This window comes from Paenarthrobacter sp. Y-19, assembly GCF_029223985.1.
GTDB classification, from domain to species: Bacteria; Actinomycetota; Actinomycetes; order Actinomycetales; family Micrococcaceae; genus Arthrobacter; species Arthrobacter nicotinovorans.
The window spans coordinates 4,290,991-4,311,780 of record NZ_CP119414.1 but is presented as its reverse complement, the minus strand read 5'-3'; the positions used below and the strand labels follow the sequence as shown (position 1 = coordinate 4,311,780).

Below are 20,790 nucleotides of genomic sequence, written 5' to 3'. Positions count from 1 at the left end.
GTGGCTCGGCTAGGCTCAAGACATGACGCGCGACATCATCATGACCCAGGACGGCGGACACCTCGAACTCCTCACCACAGGTGGTGACCTGGCAGCGGCAGGCTCCGGCGTAGTCGTCGTTCCTGCCTCCATGGTGACCGCCTCCGATTACACGCGTTTCGCCCAGAAGCTCAGTGAGGCGCTCGGCCGGCCGGTCCACACGTTCAATCGGCGAGGCAGGGGCGACTCATCGCCCCAAGCCGAGGACTACACGTTGGAAGCCGATATCCGGGACCTTCAAACGGTTATGGAGCACACGTCCAGCACCGACGTGTTCGGCCATAGCTTCGGCGGTGCGGTGGCGCTGCATGCAGCACGCACGCTCCCGGTGGAGCGGCTGGCCGTCTATGATCCCGCCGTGTCGGTCAACCACAGCGTCAAAGCCGACTGGACGCCCGATTATGAACGCGCGACGGCGGCAGGAGACTACGACCGCGCCCTCGCCGTCCTCATCAAGGGAGTTGAGACAGGCGGCGCTTTCGCGCGAATGCCGCTCTCGATGCTGACGCTGGCCAACAAGCTGGCCGCCGGCACACCTGTCGGCAAGCAGATGCGGGAGCTCATGACCTGTGGCGTCCGCGAAATCAAGGCCGTCATTGCGGCCGACATGCCCGCCGAGCCGTTCCTGGCACTGCCGCTGGAGACCTTGATCGTGGTAGGTGAAAAGAGCCCCGCCTACTTCGGTGTTGCCTGCGGACAGATCCACGATGTCCTGTCCGGGTCCAGCTACACCATCCTTCCCGGCTTCGGGCACGACGGCCCCAACAAAGCCCCGGACAAGCTGATCTCAGAATTGTCCGAGTTCTTCTCCGGCTAGTTTCAGCGGGCGATCCGGCTGCAGCCCCGTTGGGGCCTGGCTGGTTTTGTTAAATGGAAGAGCCCCAACCGTGGTTGGGGCTCTTCGTTAATGGTTGTCCGGCGGTGTCCTACTCTCCCACACCCTCCCGGGTGCAGTACCATCGGCGCTGTGGGTCTTAGCTTCCGGGTTCGGAATGGGACCGGGCGTTTCCCCCACGCTATGACCGCCGTAACTCTGTTACCCGTCCCGACCCCGTTTGGTGTGGGGGTGGGTGGGAAGCTTTGTGGTTACAACTGTGGTGTTATGTAGTTGTTGTTGTTGTTGGTTCCTGGAACGGTTGTTGTTCGGGAACCACATAGTGGACGCGTGCAGTGTTTTGTGTGTGGTGTAAGTTGTTGGCCTATTAGTACCGGTCAGCTTCACGAGTCTTTAGTCCTCGCTTCCACATCCGGCCTATCAACCCAGTGGTCTGGCTGGGGGCCTCTCACACATAATGTGTATGGAAATCTCATCTTGAAGCGAGCTTCCCGCTTAGATGCTTTCAGCGGTTATCCCATCCGAACGTAGCTAATCAGCGATGCACTTGGCAGTACAACTGACACACCAGAGGTTCGTCCGTCCCGGTCCTCTCGTACTAAGGACAGCCCTTCTCAAATTTCCTGCGCGCGCAGCGGATAGGGACCGAACTGTCTCACGACGTTCTAAACCCAGCTCGCGTACCGCTTTAATGGGCGAACAGCCCAACCCTTGGGACCTACTCCAGCCCCAGGATGCGACGAGCCGACATCGAGGTGCCAAACCATGCCGTCGATATGGACTCTTGGGCAAGATCAGCCTGTTATCCCCGAGGTACCTTTTATCCGTTGAGCGACGGCCATTCCACAATGTACCGCCGGATCACTAGTCCCGACTTTCGTCCCTGCTCGAGATGTCTCTCTCACAGTCAAGCTCCCTTGTGCACTTACACTCGACACCTGATTGCCAACCAGGCTGAGGGAACCTTTGGGCGCCTCCGTTACTTTTTAGGAGGCAACCGCCCCAGTTAAACTACCCATCAGGCACTGTCCCTGACCCGGATCACGGGCCGAAGTTAGATGTCCAAAGTGACCAGAGTGGTATTTCAACGATGACTCCACCCGAACTGGCGTCCGGGTTTCAACGTCTCCCACCTATCCTACACAAGCCACTCCGAACACCAATACCAAACTATAGTAAAGGTCTCGGGGTCTTTCCGTCCTGCTGCGCGTAACGAGCATCTTTACTCGTACTGCAATTTCGCCGAGTTTATGGTTGAGACAGCGGGGAAGTCGTTACTCCATTCGTGCAGGTCGGAACTTACCCGACAAGGAATTTCGCTACCTTAGGATGGTTATAGTTACCACCGCCGTTTACTGGGGCTTAAATTCTCAGCTTCGCCACAAGTGGCTAACCGGTCCTCTTAACCTTCCAGCACCGGGCAGGAGTCAGTCCGTATACATCGTCTTGCGACTTCGCACGGACCTGTGTTTTTAGTAAACAGTCGCTTCCCCTGGTCTCTGCGGCCCACACCCGCTCACGGAGAGCAAGTCTCCATCACGGGGCAGGCCCCCCTTCTCCCGAAGTTACGGGGGCATTTTGCCGAGTTCCTTAACCATAATTCTCTCGATCGCCTTGGTATTCTCTACCTGATCACCTGTGTCGGTTTGGGGTACGGGCGGCTAAAACCTCGCGTCGATGCTTTTCTTGGCAGCATAGGATCACCGGATCCCCCCTTACGGGAGTCCCATCAGATCTCAGGAACGTGCTCGAAGCACACAGGAACGGATTTGCCTATCCCTGACCCTACATCCTTAGACCGGGGCAACCATCGCCCGGCCCGGCTACCTTCCTGCGTCACACCTGTTAATACGCTTACCTCCCGGGATCAGGTCCCGCGCTCGGCCAAAACCCACAACACCACAAGGGTGAGCGGGCAGGCTCCGGGCGGTTAGTATCCCCCGCTTGGCATGGGCGGTTTTTCGCCGGTACGGGAATATCAACCCGTTGTCCATCGACTACGCCTGTCGGCCTCGCCTTAGGTCCCGACTTACCCAGGGCAGATTAGCTTGACCCTGGAACCCTTGATCATTCGGCGGACGGGTTTCTCACCCGTCTTTCGCTACTCATGCCTGCATTCTCACTCGTGTAGGCTCCACCGCTGGTTTCCACCGCGACTTCACTGCCCACACGACGCTCCCCTACCACTCCACACCCCTGAACCACGAAGGCTAGGGTACTGTGTGAAATCCACAACTTCGGCGGTGTACTTGAGCCCCGCTACATTGTCGGCGCGGAATCACTTGACCAGTGAGCTATTACGCACTCTTTCAAGGATGGCTGCTTCTAAGCCAACCTCCTGGTTGTCTTCGCAACTCCACATCCTTTCCCACTTAGCACACGCTTAGGGGCCTTAGTTGGTGGTCTGGGCTGTTTCCCTCTCGACTATGAAGCTTATCCCCCACAGTCTCACTGCTGCGCTCTGACTTACCGGCATTCGGAGTTTGGCTGACGTCAGTAACCTTGTAGGGCCCATCGGCCATCCAGTAGCTCTACCTCCGGCAAGAAACACGCAACGCTGCACCTAAATGCATTTCGGGGAGAACCAGCTATCACGGAGTTTGATTGGCCTTTCACCCCTACCCACAGCTCATCCCCTCCATTTTCAACTGAAGTGGGTTCGGTCCTCCACGACGTCTTACCGTCGCTTCAACCTGGCCATGGGTAGATCACTCCGCTTCGGGTCTAGATCACGCCACTACACTCGCCCTATTCAGACTCGCTTTCGCTACGGCTACCCCACACGGGTTAACCTCGCGACGTAACACTAACTCGCAGGCTCATTCTTCAAAGGCACGCCGTCACAGTAACAAGACTGCTCCGACGGATTGTAAGCACACGGTTTCAGGTACTGTTTCACTCCCCTCCCGGGGTACTTTTCACCTTTCCCTCACGGTACTGGTCCGCTATCGGTCATTAGGAAGTATTTAGGCTTATCAGGTGGTCCTGACAGATTCGCACGGGATTTCTCGGGCCCCGTGCTACTTGGGATACTCTCCAGGCGGCACACAACATTACGGTTACGGGGCTCACACCCTCTCTGGCCGGCCTTTCAAGACCGTTCACCTATGCACGCACTCTCACCTCACTGGCCCGGCAGAACCAGAACGGAAAGTCCCACAACCCCGCCCATGCAACGCCCGCCGGCTATCACACATGGAAACGGTTTAGCCTGATCCGCGTTCGCTCGCCACTACTAACGGAATCACTCTTGTTTTCTCTTCCTGCGGGTACTGAGATGTTTCACTTCCCCGCGTTCCCCCCACGCACCCTATGTGTTCAGATGCGGGTCACACAATCACCATGACAGCGTTGTGCGGGGTTTCCCCATTCGGACATCCTGGGATCAACGCTCGGTTATCAACTCCCCCAGGCTTATCGCAGATTCCTACGTCCTTCTTCGGCTCCTAATGCCAAGGCATCCACCGTGTGCCCTTAAAAACTTGACCACACAAACATGATCAAAAACTTACTCGAGAGAACCACGAGCCACTACGGCCCAAGGTTCATTCATAAGAAATTGCTGTATGGAACACACACACCAAAGCGTGTATGTCCCAGATGCTCGCGTCCACTATGTAGTTCTCAAACAACAACCCCATCAACCAACCCCCCAACCCGCCACAACCCACACACGCAGGCCGCAACACAAAGACCGGAGGAACCGGCTGCAGGAACAAAAGAAACACCAGAAGTGCCCCCCTGCATTGCTGCAAAAAGGTCCTGTTGCCTCAGGACCCAACAGTGCGCCAAACACAACCCCCACCAGCCGCACCCCGGACACGTTCCCAACAACCCACACCCCCACACAAAGCAGGAGCACGAACCGCCGTACTAGCACCAGGACACAACCACGAAAGCCATGCCAAAAAAATGATTCGTTGATATTCCACCCATGAGCACCCACCGCAGAACAAACGCCTGCGCAATGGGCAACACTGACAACAACCAGACACCCCATGCAGGGCACCAGCCATTGCAAGCAGCTCCTTAGAAAGGAGGTGATCCAGCCGCACCTTCCGGTACGGCTACCTTGTTACGACTTAGTCCCAATCGCCGGTCCCACCTTCGACGGCTCCCCCCACAAGGGTTAGGCCACCGGCTTCGGGTGTTACCAACTTTCGTGACTTGACGGGCGGTGTGTACAAGGCCCGGGAACGTATTCACCGCAGCGTTGCTGATCTGCGATTACTAGCGACTCCGACTTCATGGGGTCGAGTTGCAGACCCCAATCCGAACTGAGACCGGCTTTTTGGGATTAGCTCCACCTCACAGTATCGCAACCCTTTGTACCGGCCATTGTAGCATGCGTGAAGCCCAAGACATAAGGGGCATGATGATTTGACGTCGTCCCCACCTTCCTCCGAGTTGACCCCGGCAGTCTCCTATGAGTCCCCGGCCGAACCGCTGGCAACATAGAACGAGGGTTGCGCTCGTTGCGGGACTTAACCCAACATCTCACGACACGAGCTGACGACAACCATGCACCACCTGTAAACCGACCGCAAGCGGGGCACCTGTTTCCAGGTCTTTCCGGTTCATGTCAAGCCTTGGTAAGGTTCTTCGCGTTGCATCGAATTAATCCGCATGCTCCGCCGCTTGTGCGGGCCCCCGTCAATTCCTTTGAGTTTTAGCCTTGCGGCCGTACTCCCCAGGCGGGGCACTTAATGCGTTAGCTACGGCGCGGAAAACGTGGAATGTCCCCCACACCTAGTGCCCAACGTTTACGGCATGGACTACCAGGGTATCTAATCCTGTTCGCTCCCCATGCTTTCGCTCCTCAGCGTCAGTTACAGCCCAGAGACCTGCCTTCGCCATCGGTGTTCCTCCTGATATCTGCGCATTTCACCGCTACACCAGGAATTCCAGTCTCCCCTACTGCACTCTAGTCTGCCCGTACCCACTGCAGAACCGGAGTTGAGCCCCGGTCTTTCACAGCAGACGCGACAAACCGCCTACGAGCTCTTTACGCCCAATAATTCCGGATAACGCTTGCGCCCTACGTATTACCGCGGCTGCTGGCACGTAGTTAGCCGGCGCTTCTTCTGCAGGTACCGTCACTTACGCTTCTTCCCTACTGAAAGAGGTTTACAACCCGAAGGCCGTCATCCCTCACGCGGCGTCGCTGCATCAGGCTTGCGCCCATTGTGCAATATTCCCCACTGCTGCCTCCCGTAGGAGTCTGGGCCGTGTCTCAGTCCCAGTGTGGCCGGTCACCCTCTCAGGCCGGCTACCCGTCGTCGCCTTGGTAGGCCATTACCCCACCAACAAGCTGATAGGCCGCGAGTCCATCCAAAACCACAAAAGCTTTCCACCCCCCACCATGCGATGAGGAGTCATATCCGGTATTAGACCCAGTTTCCCAGGCTTATCCCAGAGTCAAGGGCAGGTTACTCACGTGTTACTCACCCGTTCGCCACTAATCCCCCAGCAAGCTGGGATCATCGTTCGACTTGCATGTGTTAAGCACGCCGCCAGCGTTCATCCTGAGCCAGGATCAAACTCTCCGTTGAAATAAAACAAAATCAAACAGACACAACCACACCCACCGGAAATAACGGCAAAACGCGGCTGCACAAAATTCGAAACCAGCTGAAAACCAGACCACCACACACGGGGGTGCGCAGCAACCTGGCAAAATTTCAACCAATCAATAAAACAATCGGTATCAACAAACTTGGCACACTATTGAGTTCTCAAACAACAGACCCCCCAAAACATCACCCCACCGGAACACCACACAAAGCAGCGCACCACAACAGGGCCATTGGAAAAGAAGAGTTATTTTTGGCCGCCTACCGAACCGTACACACCTTCCGGCTTTCCGTTTCGCACCCGGCGACTCAGAAAACAATACACGCCCCACAACCCCAACGCAAATCCACCACCCAACACCCCCACACCAACCCCCAAAACCCACCAAACCCCCGTCGAACACCACCTACAACGCGGCCGTGACGACACCGCCGGTGGGTGGGAGGATGGGACGCATGGAACTCCACATCACAGGCGAAGACGCCGCCGACCAGCTGCTCAGTCAAGACGCCTTTGCATTGTTGACGGGCATGCTGCTCGATCAACAGGTCACCATGGAATCGGCCTTTGCCGGCCCGGAGAAGATCCGTACGCGTTTGGGCACTCTCGATCCGGGCGTCATCGCTGGCCAGGATCCGGCCGGCTTCGTGGAGCTCTTCAAGGAGAGGCCCGCCGTCCACCGCTTTCCGGGCTCCATGGCAGGCAGAGTCCAGACCCTTGCTGCCACGGTGCACAGTGACTGGGACGGAGACGCAGCAGCGATCTGGACCAAGGGTAACCCTGACGGCCCCGAAGTGCTCCGCAGGCTCAAGGCATTGCCCGGTTACGGAGAACAAAAGGCGAAGATCTTCCTGGCGCTTTTGGGCAAGCAATGCGGTCTCCAAGCCACCGGATGGCGTGAGGCCGCCGGCCACTACGGAGAAGACGGCTCCTACTTGTCCGTGGCCGACATCGTGGACCCTGCATCCCTGGCCAAGGTCCGCGCCAGCAAGCAAGCAGCGAAAGCCGCAGCAAAGGCTGCCAAGACAAGCGGCTCCTGAACCCGCCGCCCGCCCGGCACATTCAATGTCGGGTGGGTTGTGTGGGTGGCCGTCTACGGCATTGCCGTAGATTACGTTGACGCACGCCCGGCAATGCCCTAACGCGCATACTGCCACGAGGGGGCAGGGCCGGTGCTTGTGTGGGGGTTGTGTTTGTTAAATGGAAGAGCCCCAACCGTGGTTGGGGCTCTTCGTTAATGGTTGTCCGGCGGTGTCCTACTCTCCCACACCCTCCCGGGTGCAGTACCATCGGCGCTGTGGGTCTTAGCTTCCGGGTTCGGAATGGGACCGGGCGTTTCCCCCACGCTATGACCGCCGTAACTCTGTTACCCGTCCCGACCCCCGCGTTGGTGTGGGGGTGGGTGGGAAGCTTGTGGTTACAACTGTGGTGTTATGTAGTTGTTGTTGTTGTTGGTTCCTGGAACGGTTGTTGTTCGGGAACCACATAGTGGACGCGTGCAGTGTTTTGTGTGTGGTGTAAGTTGTTGGCCTATTAGTACCGGTCAGCTTCACGAGTCTTTAGTCCTCGCTTCCACATCCGGCCTATCAACCCAGTGGTCTGGCTGGGGGCCTCTCACACATAATGTGTATGGAAATCTCATCTTGAAGCGAGCTTCCCGCTTAGATGCTTTCAGCGGTTATCCCATCCGAACGTAGCTAATCAGCGATGCACTTGGCAGTACAACTGACACACCAGAGGTTCGTCCGTCCCGGTCCTCTCGTACTAAGGACAGCCCTTCTCAAATTTCCTGCGCGCGCAGCGGATAGGGACCGAACTGTCTCACGACGTTCTAAACCCAGCTCGCGTACCGCTTTAATGGGCGAACAGCCCAACCCTTGGGACCTACTCCAGCCCCAGGATGCGACGAGCCGACATCGAGGTGCCAAACCATGCCGTCGATATGGACTCTTGGGCAAGATCAGCCTGTTATCCCCGAGGTACCTTTTATCCGTTGAGCGACGGCCATTCCACAATGTACCGCCGGATCACTAGTCCCGACTTTCGTCCCTGCTCGAGATGTCTCTCTCACAGTCAAGCTCCCTTGTGCACTTACACTCGACACCTGATTGCCAACCAGGCTGAGGGAACCTTTGGGCGCCTCCGTTACTTTTTAGGAGGCAACCGCCCCAGTTAAACTACCCATCAGGCACTGTCCCTGACCCGGATCACGGGCCGAAGTTAGATGTCCAAAGTGACCAGAGTGGTATTTCAACGATGACTCCACCCGAACTGGCGTCCGGGTTTCAACGTCTCCCACCTATCCTACACAAGCCACTCCGAACACCAATACCAAACTATAGTAAAGGTCTCGGGGTCTTTCCGTCCTGCTGCGCGTAACGAGCATCTTTACTCGTACTGCAATTTCGCCGAGTTTATGGTTGAGACAGCGGGGAAGTCGTTACTCCATTCGTGCAGGTCGGAACTTACCCGACAAGGAATTTCGCTACCTTAGGATGGTTATAGTTACCACCGCCGTTTACTGGGGCTTAAATTCTCAGCTTCGCCACAAGTGGCTAACCGGTCCTCTTAACCTTCCAGCACCGGGCAGGAGTCAGTCCGTATACATCGTCTTGCGACTTCGCACGGACCTGTGTTTTTAGTAAACAGTCGCTTCCCCCTGGTCTCTGCGGCCCACACCCGCTCACGGAGAGCAAGTCTCCATCACGGGGCAGGCCCCCCTTCTCCCGAAGTTACGGGGGCATTTTGCCGAGTTCCTTAACCATAATTCTCTCGATCGCCTTGGTATTCTCTACCTGATCACCTGTGTCGGTTTGGGGTACGGGCGGCTAAAACCTCGCGTCGATGCTTTTCTTGGCAGCATAGGATCACCGGATCCCCCCTTACGGGAGTCCCATCAGATCTCAGGAACGTGCTCGAAGCACACAGGAACGGATTTGCCTATCCCTGACCCTACATCCTTAGACCGGGGCAACCATCGCCCGGCCCGGCTACCTTCCTGCGTCACACCTGTTAATACGCTTACCTCCCGGGATCAGGTCCCGCGCTCGGCCAAAACCCACAACACCACAAGGGTGAGCGGGCAGGCTCCGGGCGGTTAGTATCCCCCGCTTGGCATGGGCGGTTTTTCGCCGGTACGGGAATATCAACCCGTTGTCCATCGACTACGCCTGTCGGCCTCGCCTTAGGTCCCGACTTACCCAGGGCAGATTAGCTTGACCCTGGAACCCTTGATCATTCGGCGGACGGGTTTCTCACCCGTCTTTCGCTACTCATGCCTGCATTCTCACTCGTGTAGGCTCCACCGCTGGTTTCCACCGCGACTTCACTGCCCACACGACGCTCCCCTACCACTCCACACCCCTGAACCACGAAGGCTAGGGTACTGTGTGAAATCCACAACTTCGGCGGTGTACTTGAGCCCCGCTACATTGTCGGCGCGGAATCACTTGACCAGTGAGCTATTACGCACTCTTTCAAGGATGGCTGCTTCTAAGCCAACCTCCTGGTTGTCTTCGCAACTCCACATCCTTTCCCACTTAGCACACGCTTAGGGGCCTTAGTTGGTGGTCTGGGCTGTTTCCCTCTCGACTATGAAGCTTATCCCCCACAGTCTCACTGCTGCGCTCTGACTTACCGGCATTCGGAGTTTGGCTGACGTCAGTAACCTTGTAGGGCCCATCGGCCATCCAGTAGCTCTACCTCCGGCAAGAAACACGCAACGCTGCACCTAAATGCATTTCGGGGAGAACCAGCTATCACGGAGTTTGATTGGCCTTTCACCCCTACCCACAGCTCATCCCCTCCATTTTCAACTGAAGTGGGTTCGGTCCTCCACGACGTCTTACCGTCGCTTCAACCTGGCCATGGGTAGATCACTCCGCTTCGGGTCTAGATCACGCCACTACACTCGCCCTATTCAGACTCGCTTTCGCTACGGCTACCCCACACGGGTTAACCTCGCGACGTAACACTAACTCGCAGGCTCATTCTTCAAAGGCACGCCGTCACAGTAACAAGACTGCTCCGACGGATTGTAAGCACACGGTTTCAGGTACTGTTTCACTCCCCTCCCGGGGTACTTTTCACCTTTCCCTCACGGTACTGGTCCGCTATCGGTCATTAGGAAGTATTTAGGCTTATCAGGTGGTCCTGACAGATTCGCACGGGATTTCTCGGGCCCCGTGCTACTTGGGATACTCTCCAGGCGGCACACAACATTACGGTTACGGGGCTCACACCCTCTCTGGCCGGCCTTTCAAGACCGTTCACCTATGCACGCACTCTCACCTCACTGGCCCGGCAGAACCAGAACGGAAAGTCCCACAACCCCGCCCATGCAACGCCCGCCGGCTATCACACATGGAAACGGTTTAGCCTGATCCGCGTTCGCTCGCCACTACTAACGGAATCACTCTTGTTTTCTCTTCCTGCGGGTACTGAGATGTTTCACTTCCCCGCGTTCCCCCCACGCACCCTATGTGTTCAGATGCGGGTCACACAATCACCATGACAGCGTTGTGCGGGGTTTCCCCATTCGGACATCCTGGGATCAACGCTCGGTTATCAACTCCCCCAGGCTTATCGCAGATTCCTACGTCCTTCTTCGGCTCCTAATGCCAAGGCATCCACCGTGTGCCCTTAAAAACTTGACCACACAAACATGATCAAAAACTTACTCGAGAGAACCACGAGCCACTACGGCCCAAGGTTCATTCATAAGAAATTGCTGTATGGAACACACACACCAAAGCGTGTATGTCCCAGATGCTCGCGTCCACTATGTAGTTCTCAAACAACAACCCCATCAACCAACCCCCCAACCCGCCACAACCCACACACGCAGGCCGCAACACAAAGACCGGAGGAACCGGCTGCAGGAACAAAAGAAACACCAGAAGTGCCCCCCTGCATTGCTGCAAAAAGGTCCTGTTGCCTCAGGACCCAACAGTGCGCCAAACACAACCCCCACCAGCCGCACCCCGGACACGTTCCCAACAACCCACACCCCCACACAAAGCAGGAGCACGAACCGCCGTACTAGCACCAGGACACAACCACGAAAGCCATGCCAAAAAAATGATTCGTTGATATTCCACCCATGAGCACCCACCGCAGAACAAACGCCTGCGCAATGGGCAACACTGACAACAACCAGACACCCCATGCAGGGCACCAGCCATTGCAAGCAGCTCCTTAGAAAGGAGGTGATCCAGCCGCACCTTCCGGTACGGCTACCTTGTTACGACTTAGTCCCAATCGCCGGTCCCACCTTCGACGGCTCCCCCCACAAGGGTTAGGCCACCGGCTTCGGGTGTTACCAACTTTCGTGACTTGACGGGCGGTGTGTACAAGGCCCGGGAACGTATTCACCGCAGCGTTGCTGATCTGCGATTACTAGCGACTCCGACTTCATGGGGTCGAGTTGCAGACCCCAATCCGAACTGAGACCGGCTTTTGGGATTAGCTCCACCTCACAGTATCGCAACCCTTTGTACCGGCCATTGTAGCATGCGTGAAGCCCAAGACATAAGGGGCATGATGATTTGACGTCGTCCCCACCTTCCTCCGAGTTGACCCCGGCAGTCTCCTATGAGTCCCCGGCCGAACCGCTGGCAACATAGAACGAGGGTTGCGCTCGTTGCGGGACTTAACCAACATCTCACGACACGAGCTGACGACAACCATGCACCACCTGTAAACCGACCGCAAGCGGGGCACCTGTTTCCAGGTCTTTCCGGTTCATGTCAAGCCTTGGTAAGGTTCTTCGCGTTGCATCGAATTAATCCGCATGCTCCGCCGCTTGTGCGGGCCCCCGTCAATTCCTTTGAGTTTTAGCCTTGCGGCCGTACTCCCCAGGCGGGGCACTTAATGCGTTAGCTACGGCGCGGAAAACGTGGAATGTCCCCCACACCTAGTGCCCAACGTTTACGGCATGGACTACCAGGGTATCTAATCCTGTTCGCTCCCCATGCTTTCGCTCCTCAGCGTCAGTTACAGCCCAGAGACCTGCCTTCGCCATCGGTGTTCCTCCTGATATCTGCGCATTTCACCGCTACACCAGGAATTCCAGTCTCCCCTACTGCACTCTAGTCTGCCCGTACCCACTGCAGAACCGGAGTTGAGCCCCGGTCTTTCACAGCAGACGCGACAAACCGCCTACGAGCTCTTTACGCCCAATAATTCCGGATAACGCTTGCGCCCTACGTATTACCGCGGCTGCTGGCACGTAGTTAGCCGGCGCTTCTTCTGCAGGTACCGTCACTTACGCTTCTTCCCTACTGAAAGAGGTTTACAACCCGAAGGCCGTCATCCCTCACGCGGCGTCGCTGCATCAGGCTTGCGCCCATTGTGCAATATTCCCCACTGCTGCCTCCCGTAGGAGTCTGGGCCGTGTCTCAGTCCCAGTGTGGCCGGTCACCCTCTCAGGCCGGCTACCCGTCGTCGCCTTGGTAGGCCATTACCCCACCAACAAGCTGATAGGCCGCGAGTCCATCCAAAACCACAAAAGCTTTCCACCCCCCACCATGCGATGAGGAGTCATATCCGGTATTAGACCCAGTTTCCCAGGCTTATCCCAGAGTCAAGGGCAGGTTACTCACGTGTTACTCACCCGTTCGCCACTAATCCCCAGCAAGCTGGGATCATCGTTCGACTTGCATGTGTTAAGCACGCCGCCAGCGTTCATCCTGAGCCAGGATCAAACTCTCCGTTGAAATAAAACAAAATCAAACAGACACAACCACACCCACCGGAAATAACGGCAAAACGCGGCTGCACAAAATTCGAAACCAGCTGAAAACCAGACCACCACACACGGGGGTGCGCAGCAACCTGGCAAAATTTCAACCAATCAATAAAACAATCGGTATCAACAAACTTGGCACACTATTGAGTTCTCAAACAACAGACACTACCGGCACCACCCACACCCCACAGGGTCCAGGATCGCTCCGGAGCAACTTTCCAAACTTACCCGAACCGGCCGCACAAAGCAAACCAAACCCCGGGCCTCCCCCACCCACCAGAAGCACACAAAAGCACAACCGGAACCGGTGATTTGAAAGGGAGTCGGTCGCTATCTTTCCGCATCAGCGGCGGCGACTCGAATAACTTTACACGCGCCCCACCCCCACACCAAATCCACCCCAACACCACCCAAAAACCCCGCAAACACAACCCAAACAACCCCACCAACCCAGCAAACCACCCCCAAACCCACCAAAACAACCACCGTGAACCCCATCACAACCCACCCAAACCCCCCGGACACCCACACACCCAACCCAACAACCGCCGTCGAACCCCCAAAGACGACACCCGACACCAAAACAACAACGCTCCCCCACCAAAGTGAGAGAGCGTCGAAGAAAATGAGCAAGCGACCGGCCCAAACCCTAGGGATGTGAGCAAGCGTCGGCCTGAAACCCGAGGGATGTGAGCGAGGGTCACGCCCAAACCCGCGGGATGTGAGTGAGGGTCAGTGGCCGCCGTGGCCTCCCGCGCCTTCGGTCTTCCGCATCATGGCACTGAGCACCACGGCGGCGAGGGCAATGACGGTCGCGGCCAGGAAGGCCGCCTGCATGCCGGCCACCAGACCAGACGAAGCAGAAACCACAGCGTAAATGGACACGAGCAGCGCGGTACCGGCTGCACCTGAAACCTGCTGGGCCGTGCTGATAATCGCCGAACCGTGCGAGTAGAGGTGCGGCGGCAGCGGGTTCAGGCCCGTGGTGAAGGCCGGAGTAAACAGCAGCGCAAGGCCGAAGCTCAGGGCCACGTGAAGGGCAATCACCCAACCAAGCGAACTGGCCTCATCAAGCCGCGAGAACTGCCACAAGGTCAGCACCATCAGGACCGAACCGGACAGGGTCAGGGGCAAAGGGCCCACCTTGTCGAAGATCCTGCCGATGACGGGGCCCAGCAGGCCCATGGCCAAACCGCCGGGCAGCAAGGCCAGCCCGGTCTCCAGGGGCTGCAAGTGCAAGGTGTTCTGCAGGTACAGCGGAAGCAGGATGACTCCGCCAAACAGCGCCATCATTGCCACCACCATCAACAACGTGGACACCGTGAACATGCGGAACTTGAAGGCGCGCAGGTCCAGCAGCGGAGCATCGGACTCCTGCAGCTTGAGCTGCCGGACGACAAACAGCGCCAGGCATAGAAGGCCGACCACCAGGGCGATCACCGGAACAACCCCCGCGTTGGAACCACCGATCTGGCTAAGGCCATAGACCAGTCCACCGAAGGCCGGAACCGTCAGGATCACGGACGTGACGTCGAGGGTCGTCTTCTCGCGCTCCCCCACATTGGTGAGGTACTTGGCACCAATCGCGAAAGCAGCCAAGGCGACCGGCAACACGAACACGAACATGAAACGCCACGAGAAATGGTCAAGGATGATGCCGGAAACGGTGGGCCCCATCGCAGGCGCCACGGAAATGGCAATGCTCACGTTGCCCATGACGGCGCCGCGCTTGGACATGGGAACCAACGTGAGGATGGTGGTCATCAGCAGCGGCAGCATGATGGCCGTTCCGCCGGCCTGGACGATGCGGGCCAGCAGCAGCACCAGGAATCCGGGTGCCAACGCCGCCAGCAAAGTGCCGCCGCTGAAGAGTCCCATGGCAAGCATGAACGCGCCCCGGGTACTCATGCGTTGCAGGATGAAGCCCGTGGTGGGGATGACCACTGCCATGGTGAGCATGAACCCGGTGGCAAGCCACTGAACCGTGGAAGCACTCACCTGAAGATCCGTCATGAGGCGCTGCAAGGCAACGTTCATGATGGTCTCGTTGAGGATCACCACGAAGGTCGCCACCAGCAGCGTGACGATGACCGTCACGGACTCACGCGACATCTTTCCGGAGGCCGGAGCCTGCGTGGACGTTGTCCCTGCCGAGGCGGCGGCTCCGGAAGTGCCGGATTCGGGTTTGCCGTTAGCGTCGGACGTGACGTCGGTAGACATGAGGATTCCCCAAGGTTTGGATTTGGTGTCCGGCGAGCGGTGCCGGTGAAGACTTGAACAGTCTAAACGCCCAGCGAATTCCCGTCACGGGGGAAAAACCAAACCTTAGGAAAACAATGGGGCGTTGTCGATGAGCCGGACCGGACCGACTTTGGCCGCGATAATCGCCAGCCCTTCGCCGCGGAACGGCGTTTCCTTGCAGTTTTCGGCGAGGGGTTCCAAGGTGGCGGGGTCGACGACGTCGAAGTAGTCCAATTCCACCAACGGCTGGGATTCAACAAGCGCGACGGCGGAATCCAGGTCAAGCGGTTCGTGCGCGTTTGCGCGCGACTCAATAAGGCGCAAAGCCCGCGACAACACCAAGGCGGCCTCGTGCTCTTCGTCCGAGAGGAACCGGTTGCGGCTGGACAGCGCCAATCCGTCGTCGCTCCGGACAATCGGCACGGGAACAATCTCCACGGGGAAGTTCAGGTCCGAGACCATCCGCTTCACCAAGGCCAGCTGCTGCGCGTCCTTCTGCCCAAAGTAGGCACGGTAGGCCGCCGTCGTGCCGTCCGCTGCCGCTCCGCCGGGGAGTCCATAGTGCAGCAGTTTGGCAACCACGGTCAGGGCGCCGTCGAAATGCCCGGGACGCGAGGCGCCTTCCCACTTTTCGCCCAGCGGGCCGGCGGTCACCCGCACCAACGGTTGCCCGCCCGGGTAGACCTCCTCCAAGGACGGCGCGAAAACAAGGTCCACGCCTTCGGCATCGAGGAGGTCCATGTCGGCCTCAAGCGTGCGGGGATAACGGTCCAGATCCACGGCATCACCGAACTGCAGCGGGTTGACGAAAACCGTGGCCACCACAACATCGTTATCAGCCACCGCAGTGCGGGCCAACGCTGCGTGGCCCTGGTGCAGTGCGCCCATGGTGGGGACCAGGCCCTGAGAACTCCCGCGTTTTTCAGCGAGAAGCCGGGCACTTTCCGCACGCAATTCCGATGCTGTGGTGACGAGTTTGATGGCCATTGTTGTTCAGTTTCCTTCCGGCGCCTTGGGATCTGCGTCCAAAGCCTCGTCGATACCAGTCAATTGTTCCGGGCGCAGCAGTCCCCTGTTGCCTGCCCTGAGTGCGGTGGCCCGGGCCATGGCCTGGTAGGCCGCGAGGACATCGCCGCCCGCACCGGCGTCGTACTCCTTCAACGCCTGGGCGTGCGCCGTTACCGTACCCACATCTCCGCGGGCCACCGGGCCGGTCAGTGCGGATTCGCCCGATGCGAGGGCATTTTCCAGCGTGGCGCGCAGCAGCGGACCGAGCATGGATTCCGGTGTCTCAACGCCGATTTCCCGCAGCATCTGCGAGGCCTGGGCCACCAAGGTGACCATGTGGTTCGAGCTGTGTGCAAGGGCTGCGTGATAGAGGGTGCGGTCGGCTTCGGCGATCGCCACGGGCTCGGCGCCCATCTCCACTACGAGCGCCTGGGCAATCGGCAGCATGGCAGCGTCCGCGGTGACGCCGAAAGTGCAGTCCATGAGGCGGGTCAGGTCCAGGCTCATGCCCGTGAAGGTCATGGCCGGGTGAAGGGCCAGTGGAATCGCGCCGGCGGACCGCACAGGGTTGAGGATTCCGACCCCGAACCGGCCCGAGGTGTGGGCCACCAACTGGCCGGGCTGCCAGGCTCCCAGCTTTGCCAGGCCCGCCACCAATTCGCCCAGCGAATCATCCGGCACGGCCAACAGCACCAGCTCGGAACGCTCGACGATGTCCTGGATTTCAAGGATCGGAACGCCCGGCAGCAGATTTTCGGCCCGCTCGCGGCTCGCCTCGGACACAGCGGAAACCCCGACGACGGCGTGCTCGGCCGCGCGCAAAGCCGCGCCCAGGACAGCGCCCACTTTGCCTGCACCTACGATCCCGACTCCGAGTCGTCCTGGCTTAGCCATCGTGGCGGTCCTCCTGGTTAGGTGTTTGGGGTTCTTCTGGCTGTGCTGCCGCTGCGGCAACTTCCGGGGCTTGCGGCGCCACCTGCGCCAGCCATTGTTCGCTGGTCTGCCGCTTCCGTGCCTCCCGGGCACGGGCGGCCTGCTGGTCGAAAAGCTCAACTGCCTGGGACACCCCGGCCTGGAACACGCGGGGAAGCACCGGGCCCGCTGTGGTGTGGAGGACAAGATCAGCCACACCAAAGCGCCGTGCCAGCGGCCCTTGGTGCAACGCCATGGACTGTGTGCGTTGATGCGGCACCATTACCAGGGTGCGCCACCATCGGCCGGACCGGATCAGCAGGGCGGTCCCGGTGGCCAAAAAGCCGTTCCGACGCCAGCCCAACGGAGCCAGCAACCGTGCACGGCGGGGTGTCGTAACGAATCCATCAGTGCCGGCCGGGACGCGGCCCGACGGCGCCAGTCCCTCCAAACCGGCATCAAAGACGGCCGCGGGTTCGTCCACCCCGGGATCCGGCAACACCAAGGACATCATCCGCAGGACGTCCGGCTTCAACCCCACGGGGAGCAGCATGGTGCGGGCAGCGCCGTCGGAATTCCCCGCGGCGCCGTAGCCGGCCACATTGACGTGCATCCGGTACCAACCGAAGAGCCTCCAGATGGGGGGCTGCCTGACCATCACGGCCTGGATACGGCCCGGGGGGAGCGTCTGGGCCTGCGTATCCAGGAGTCCGTAGCGGAGCCGGATGCCGTCCGGCGATATGGCCGCGGTGAAGTTGTAGCCCTTGTTGAATGAACTCCAATACGAAGCGCCGATACCTAGGATGGCGGGGATGAGGGCCAGGAAGATTGCTGTGTTGTCCAGAAGGACCGAGGTTGAGACCACCGCGGCGGCCCCGAGGAGGATGCCCACGGTCTGTTCACTCAGCAGCAGGGAACCGAGGAGGCGCGCCGGAGGCACGGACAGGACAACATGCTCCGGGGCTTCCGGGATCTCCTGCTCCGACCCGGCCCCGCTGACCACACCCGCCGCCCGCGCAAGGATCGTGGCGCGCAGCTGCTTGGCCTGGTCGATGGGAAGGTACGCCAGCCGCACGGCCGACTCGCCGGCGTCGGCCACCTCAAACTTGAGTTCTGCGAGACCGAAAATCCGCGCCAGAAGCGGCTGCACAATGTCGATGGCCTGAACGCGGTCCAGGCGCGCCTGCCGCTGCTGCTTGAACAGGAAACCCGTGTTCACCCGGACAAAGCCTTCGGCCACCTGGTAGCGGGTGAAGTACCAGCTGAGAATGAAACCGCCGACTGTCAGGAGCAGCACCACAGCGCCACCGGCCAGGAGCCACGGCACCCGGCCGCTCAGGTGCGGATCCACAAAATCCCGGCCCTGCAGCATCCGCTCGAAAGCGTCCCTGCTGAAGAAGAACCCGACGGCGGCCAACGCCACCCAGCCGCGGACGAAAGGCGAGGCAGGATGGACCCGCTTCCAGTCGCCGTCGACGGCTTTGTCCGGTAACACCACCGCAGAGTCTCCCGGGCTCACAGCCCGGCCAGCCTGGCTTCTCCGCGGGCCGAAAGCTGTTCGCGCAAGCGGGCGCCTTCCTGGGCAGGAAGGCCGGGGAGCTGGGCATTCGTACCGGTGGAAGCGGTGTGGAGTTTCAGCGTGCACAGCCCCAGGCTGCGCTCAACCGGCCCGACGGCGACATCAACGTATTGCATGCGGCCGTACGGAACCACCATGGTGCGCTGGAAGAAGATGCCCCGGCGAATGAGCAGGTCATCGTCGCGTTCGGCGTATCCAATGGCACGCACCTGGCGCGGAATGAGGGCCAGACGCCATAGTGCGAGCACCAGCATCACGGCAGGAACAGCAATGGCCAGCCACAACGGGGGCCACCGCCACCATCCCAGAAGCACGAAGACAAGCGGCAGGCTGAGGACGGCAACCATCAGCACATTTCCGATGGCCCACTCCACCAAGCGGACAGTGACGTACTTGGGGGAAACCCGGAGCCACTGGACGCCGGGAGGGTCAATCGCCTCGGTAGGCATATTCGCCTTCGCCTTTGGTTTCGCCCCGGCGGGTTTCAGGACCGGCGGAGCCGCCTTCGATGTCCTCCGGCGGTATCCGGCAAAAACGCTCCACTACCAGGCCGACGACCACCATCACCACACCGCCGCCACCCATCAGCAGTGCATTCCACAGGATGCCTTCACCGGTGCGCAGCGTGCCGATCCGCAGGAGGTCCACGCCGATACCCGCATGCCAGCCAAGGAGGAGCGTTCCAGCGTAAGCGCAGGCCTGGGCAAGGATCAGGGTCCTGGCGGCAAGAATCGGATTCAGCATGTTCTTCTTCTTGCCGTTTCGCCACCGCAGGACCCGCACGCCCATGACGAGCGTGAGTCCGGCGATGACACCCATGGTGATCAACGCGGACGTTGGCAGGACAGGGGTGGGCATGCTGAAACGGTTGGTAGAGACAGTGGCCAGCCAGCCTACGACGGCAGCGATGACGGCGATGAGCACCAAAACAACCGGGCGCATGGCTTTCACTGCGGCTCCACCGCCCCTGTGGCAGGTACGCCGGCGACGTCGCCAAAGCCGTCGAACCTGCGGATGTCCGGCATGTCGGCTGCGACGGCGGCCAGTTCAGCCACGCTGTGGCCATTCAGCCGGGCGTGTGGCTCAAGCAGCGACCAGGGGTAGAGCACGAAAGCCCGCTCGGCTGCCCTGGGATGCGGGATGGTGAGGACGGGGTCGTCGCTTGCAAGGTCCCCGAAAACGATGATGTCCACATCAAGAGTCCTGGGACCCCAACGCACTTCACGGGTTCGGTGATGCTTCTGTTCGATCTCGTGGCAATGCTTGAGCAGCTCCAAGGGAGTGAGCGTGGTCTCCACCGCCATGACCATATTCAGGAAATCAGGCTGTCCTTCCGGCCCGCCGACCGCTTTGGTCTGCACCACCGGAGAAACCCCCAGGAGGCGGACCTCCGGCGGATCAACGAGGTCGGCAACGGCCGTGGAAAGAGTGTCGTTGCGCTCCCCCAGGTTGCTGCCCAAAGCCAGAATGACCTTGGTATAGCCAGGGCTCATGATCGCTCCCGGTGGACGCTGACGGTCACATCGCCGAACGGAACCTCAATGGGCGCCTTGGGTTTGTGGACGGTAACGTCGACGGCGGTCACGCTGTAGTTCGCGAGGATGGCCTCGGCGATCCTGACCGCGAGACCCTCGATCAGGTTCAAGGGCTCGCCCTCGATGTGCTTCGTGATCAACTCGGCGACTTCGCCGTAGTGCGCTGTGTACTGCAGGTCGTCGGTCTCGGCAGCCTTGGTGAAATCCGTGTGCAGCACGGCATCCACGACGAAGGGCTGGCCGTCACGGCGCTCGAAATCGAACACCCCGTGATAACCGACGGCGGTGACGCCGGTCAGCGTAATCCTGTCCACAGCGT

At 59.4% G+C, this 20,790-nt stretch carries 10 protein-coding genes and 6 rRNA genes; 2 read left to right on the top strand and 14 right to left on the bottom strand.

Translation table 11 applies throughout. The features are described 5' to 3' along the window. Nucleotides 1–22 precede the first annotated feature (22 nt). A complete protein-coding gene (locus tag PYR64_RS20280) occupies nt 23–856 on the top strand; it encodes an alpha/beta hydrolase (protein WP_275777291.1) in 834 nt (277 codons plus the stop codon). Nucleotides 857–952: 96 nt separating this feature from the next. Here the strand turns inward: PYR64_RS20280 and rrf (PYR64_RS20275) are convergent. The 3 genes from rrf (PYR64_RS20275) to PYR64_RS20265 form a co-directional block, all read right to left on the bottom strand. Continuing rightward, a 5S ribosomal RNA gene (gene rrf, locus PYR64_RS20275) occupies nt 953–1,069 on the bottom strand. Between the two features lie 151 nt (nt 1,070–1,220). Next, nucleotides 1,221–4,362: ribosomal RNA gene (locus PYR64_RS20270) — 23S ribosomal RNA — on the bottom strand. A gap of 545 nt (nt 4,363–4,907) precedes the next feature. Continuing rightward, nucleotides 4,908–6,426, bottom strand: a 16S ribosomal RNA gene (locus tag PYR64_RS20265). Nucleotides 6,427–6,894: 468 nt separating this feature from the next. On the opposite strand from PYR64_RS20265, the gene PYR64_RS20260 reads away from it, so the two are divergent. Beyond that, entirely contained in the window at nt 6,895–7,488 is a 594-nt protein-coding gene (locus PYR64_RS20260) for an HhH-GPD-type base excision DNA repair protein (RefSeq protein WP_275780021.1), read from the top strand. Nucleotides 7,489–7,691: 203 nt separating this feature from the next. Here PYR64_RS20260 and rrf (PYR64_RS20255) read toward each other — a convergent pair. The 11 genes from rrf (PYR64_RS20255) to folB all read right to left on the bottom strand — a co-directional run bounded on the left by rrf (PYR64_RS20255) (nt 7,692) and on the right by folB (nt 20,785). Next, a 5S ribosomal RNA gene (gene rrf / locus PYR64_RS20255) occupies nt 7,692–7,808 on the bottom strand. A gap of 152 nt (nt 7,809–7,960) precedes the next feature. Then, nucleotides 7,961–11,103 (bottom strand): 23S ribosomal RNA (locus PYR64_RS20250). 545 nt (nt 11,104–11,648) lie between these two features. Beyond that, nucleotides 11,649–13,164 (bottom strand): 16S ribosomal RNA (locus PYR64_RS20245). Together the 16S, 23S and 5S rRNA genes form the textbook arrangement of a ribosomal RNA operon. 764 nt (nt 13,165–13,928) lie before the next feature. After that, nucleotides 13,929–15,416, bottom strand: a complete 1,488-nt coding sequence (locus PYR64_RS20240; protein ID WP_275777289.1) for a DHA2 family efflux MFS transporter permease subunit — start codon at nt 15,414–15,416, stop codon at nt 13,929–13,931. A gap of 105 nt (nt 15,417–15,521) precedes the next feature. Beyond that, a complete protein-coding gene (panC, locus tag PYR64_RS20235; RefSeq protein ID WP_079581979.1) occupies nt 15,522–16,424 on the bottom strand; it encodes a pantoate--beta-alanine ligase in 903 nt (300 codons plus the stop codon). A 6-nt stretch (nt 16,425–16,430) separates the two neighbouring features. Beyond that, entirely contained in the window at nt 16,431–17,339 is a 909-nt protein-coding gene (locus tag PYR64_RS20230; RefSeq protein ID WP_275777287.1) for a DUF2520 domain-containing protein, read from the bottom strand. Beyond that, the gene (locus tag PYR64_RS20225; RefSeq protein WP_227453627.1) at nt 17,332–18,876 is read right to left on the bottom strand and encodes a PH domain-containing protein; all 1,545 of its coding nucleotides are present in this window, start codon (nt 18,874–18,876) and stop codon (nt 17,332–17,334) included. The genes PYR64_RS20230 and PYR64_RS20225 overlap by 8 nt, the downstream gene beginning before the upstream one ends. After that, nucleotides 18,873–19,385, bottom strand: coding sequence for a PH domain-containing protein (locus tag PYR64_RS20220; protein WP_018778337.1), 513 nt, complete (start codon nt 19,383–19,385; stop codon nt 18,873–18,875). The genes PYR64_RS20225 and PYR64_RS20220 overlap by 4 nt, the downstream gene beginning before the upstream one ends. Beyond that, complete coding sequence (locus PYR64_RS20215; RefSeq protein WP_275777284.1) at nt 19,366–19,887, bottom strand: DUF3180 domain-containing protein; 522 nt, start codon at nt 19,885–19,887, stop codon at nt 19,366–19,368. The genes PYR64_RS20220 and PYR64_RS20215 overlap by 20 nt, the downstream gene beginning before the upstream one ends. Further along, on the bottom strand, nt 19,884–20,429 hold the full coding sequence (folK, locus tag PYR64_RS20210) for a 2-amino-4-hydroxy-6-hydroxymethyldihydropteridine diphosphokinase (protein ID WP_055976521.1): 546 nt from the start codon (nt 20,427–20,429) through the stop codon (nt 19,884–19,886). Before folK ends, PYR64_RS20215 begins: the two co-directional genes overlap by 4 nt. After that, nucleotides 20,426–20,785 (bottom strand): dihydroneopterin aldolase, encoded by a 360-nt coding sequence (folB, locus tag PYR64_RS20205; RefSeq protein WP_018778340.1) that lies wholly within the window; start codon nt 20,783–20,785, stop codon nt 20,426–20,428. Before folB ends, folK begins: the two co-directional genes overlap by 4 nt. Nucleotides 20,786–20,790 lie beyond the last annotated feature (5 nt).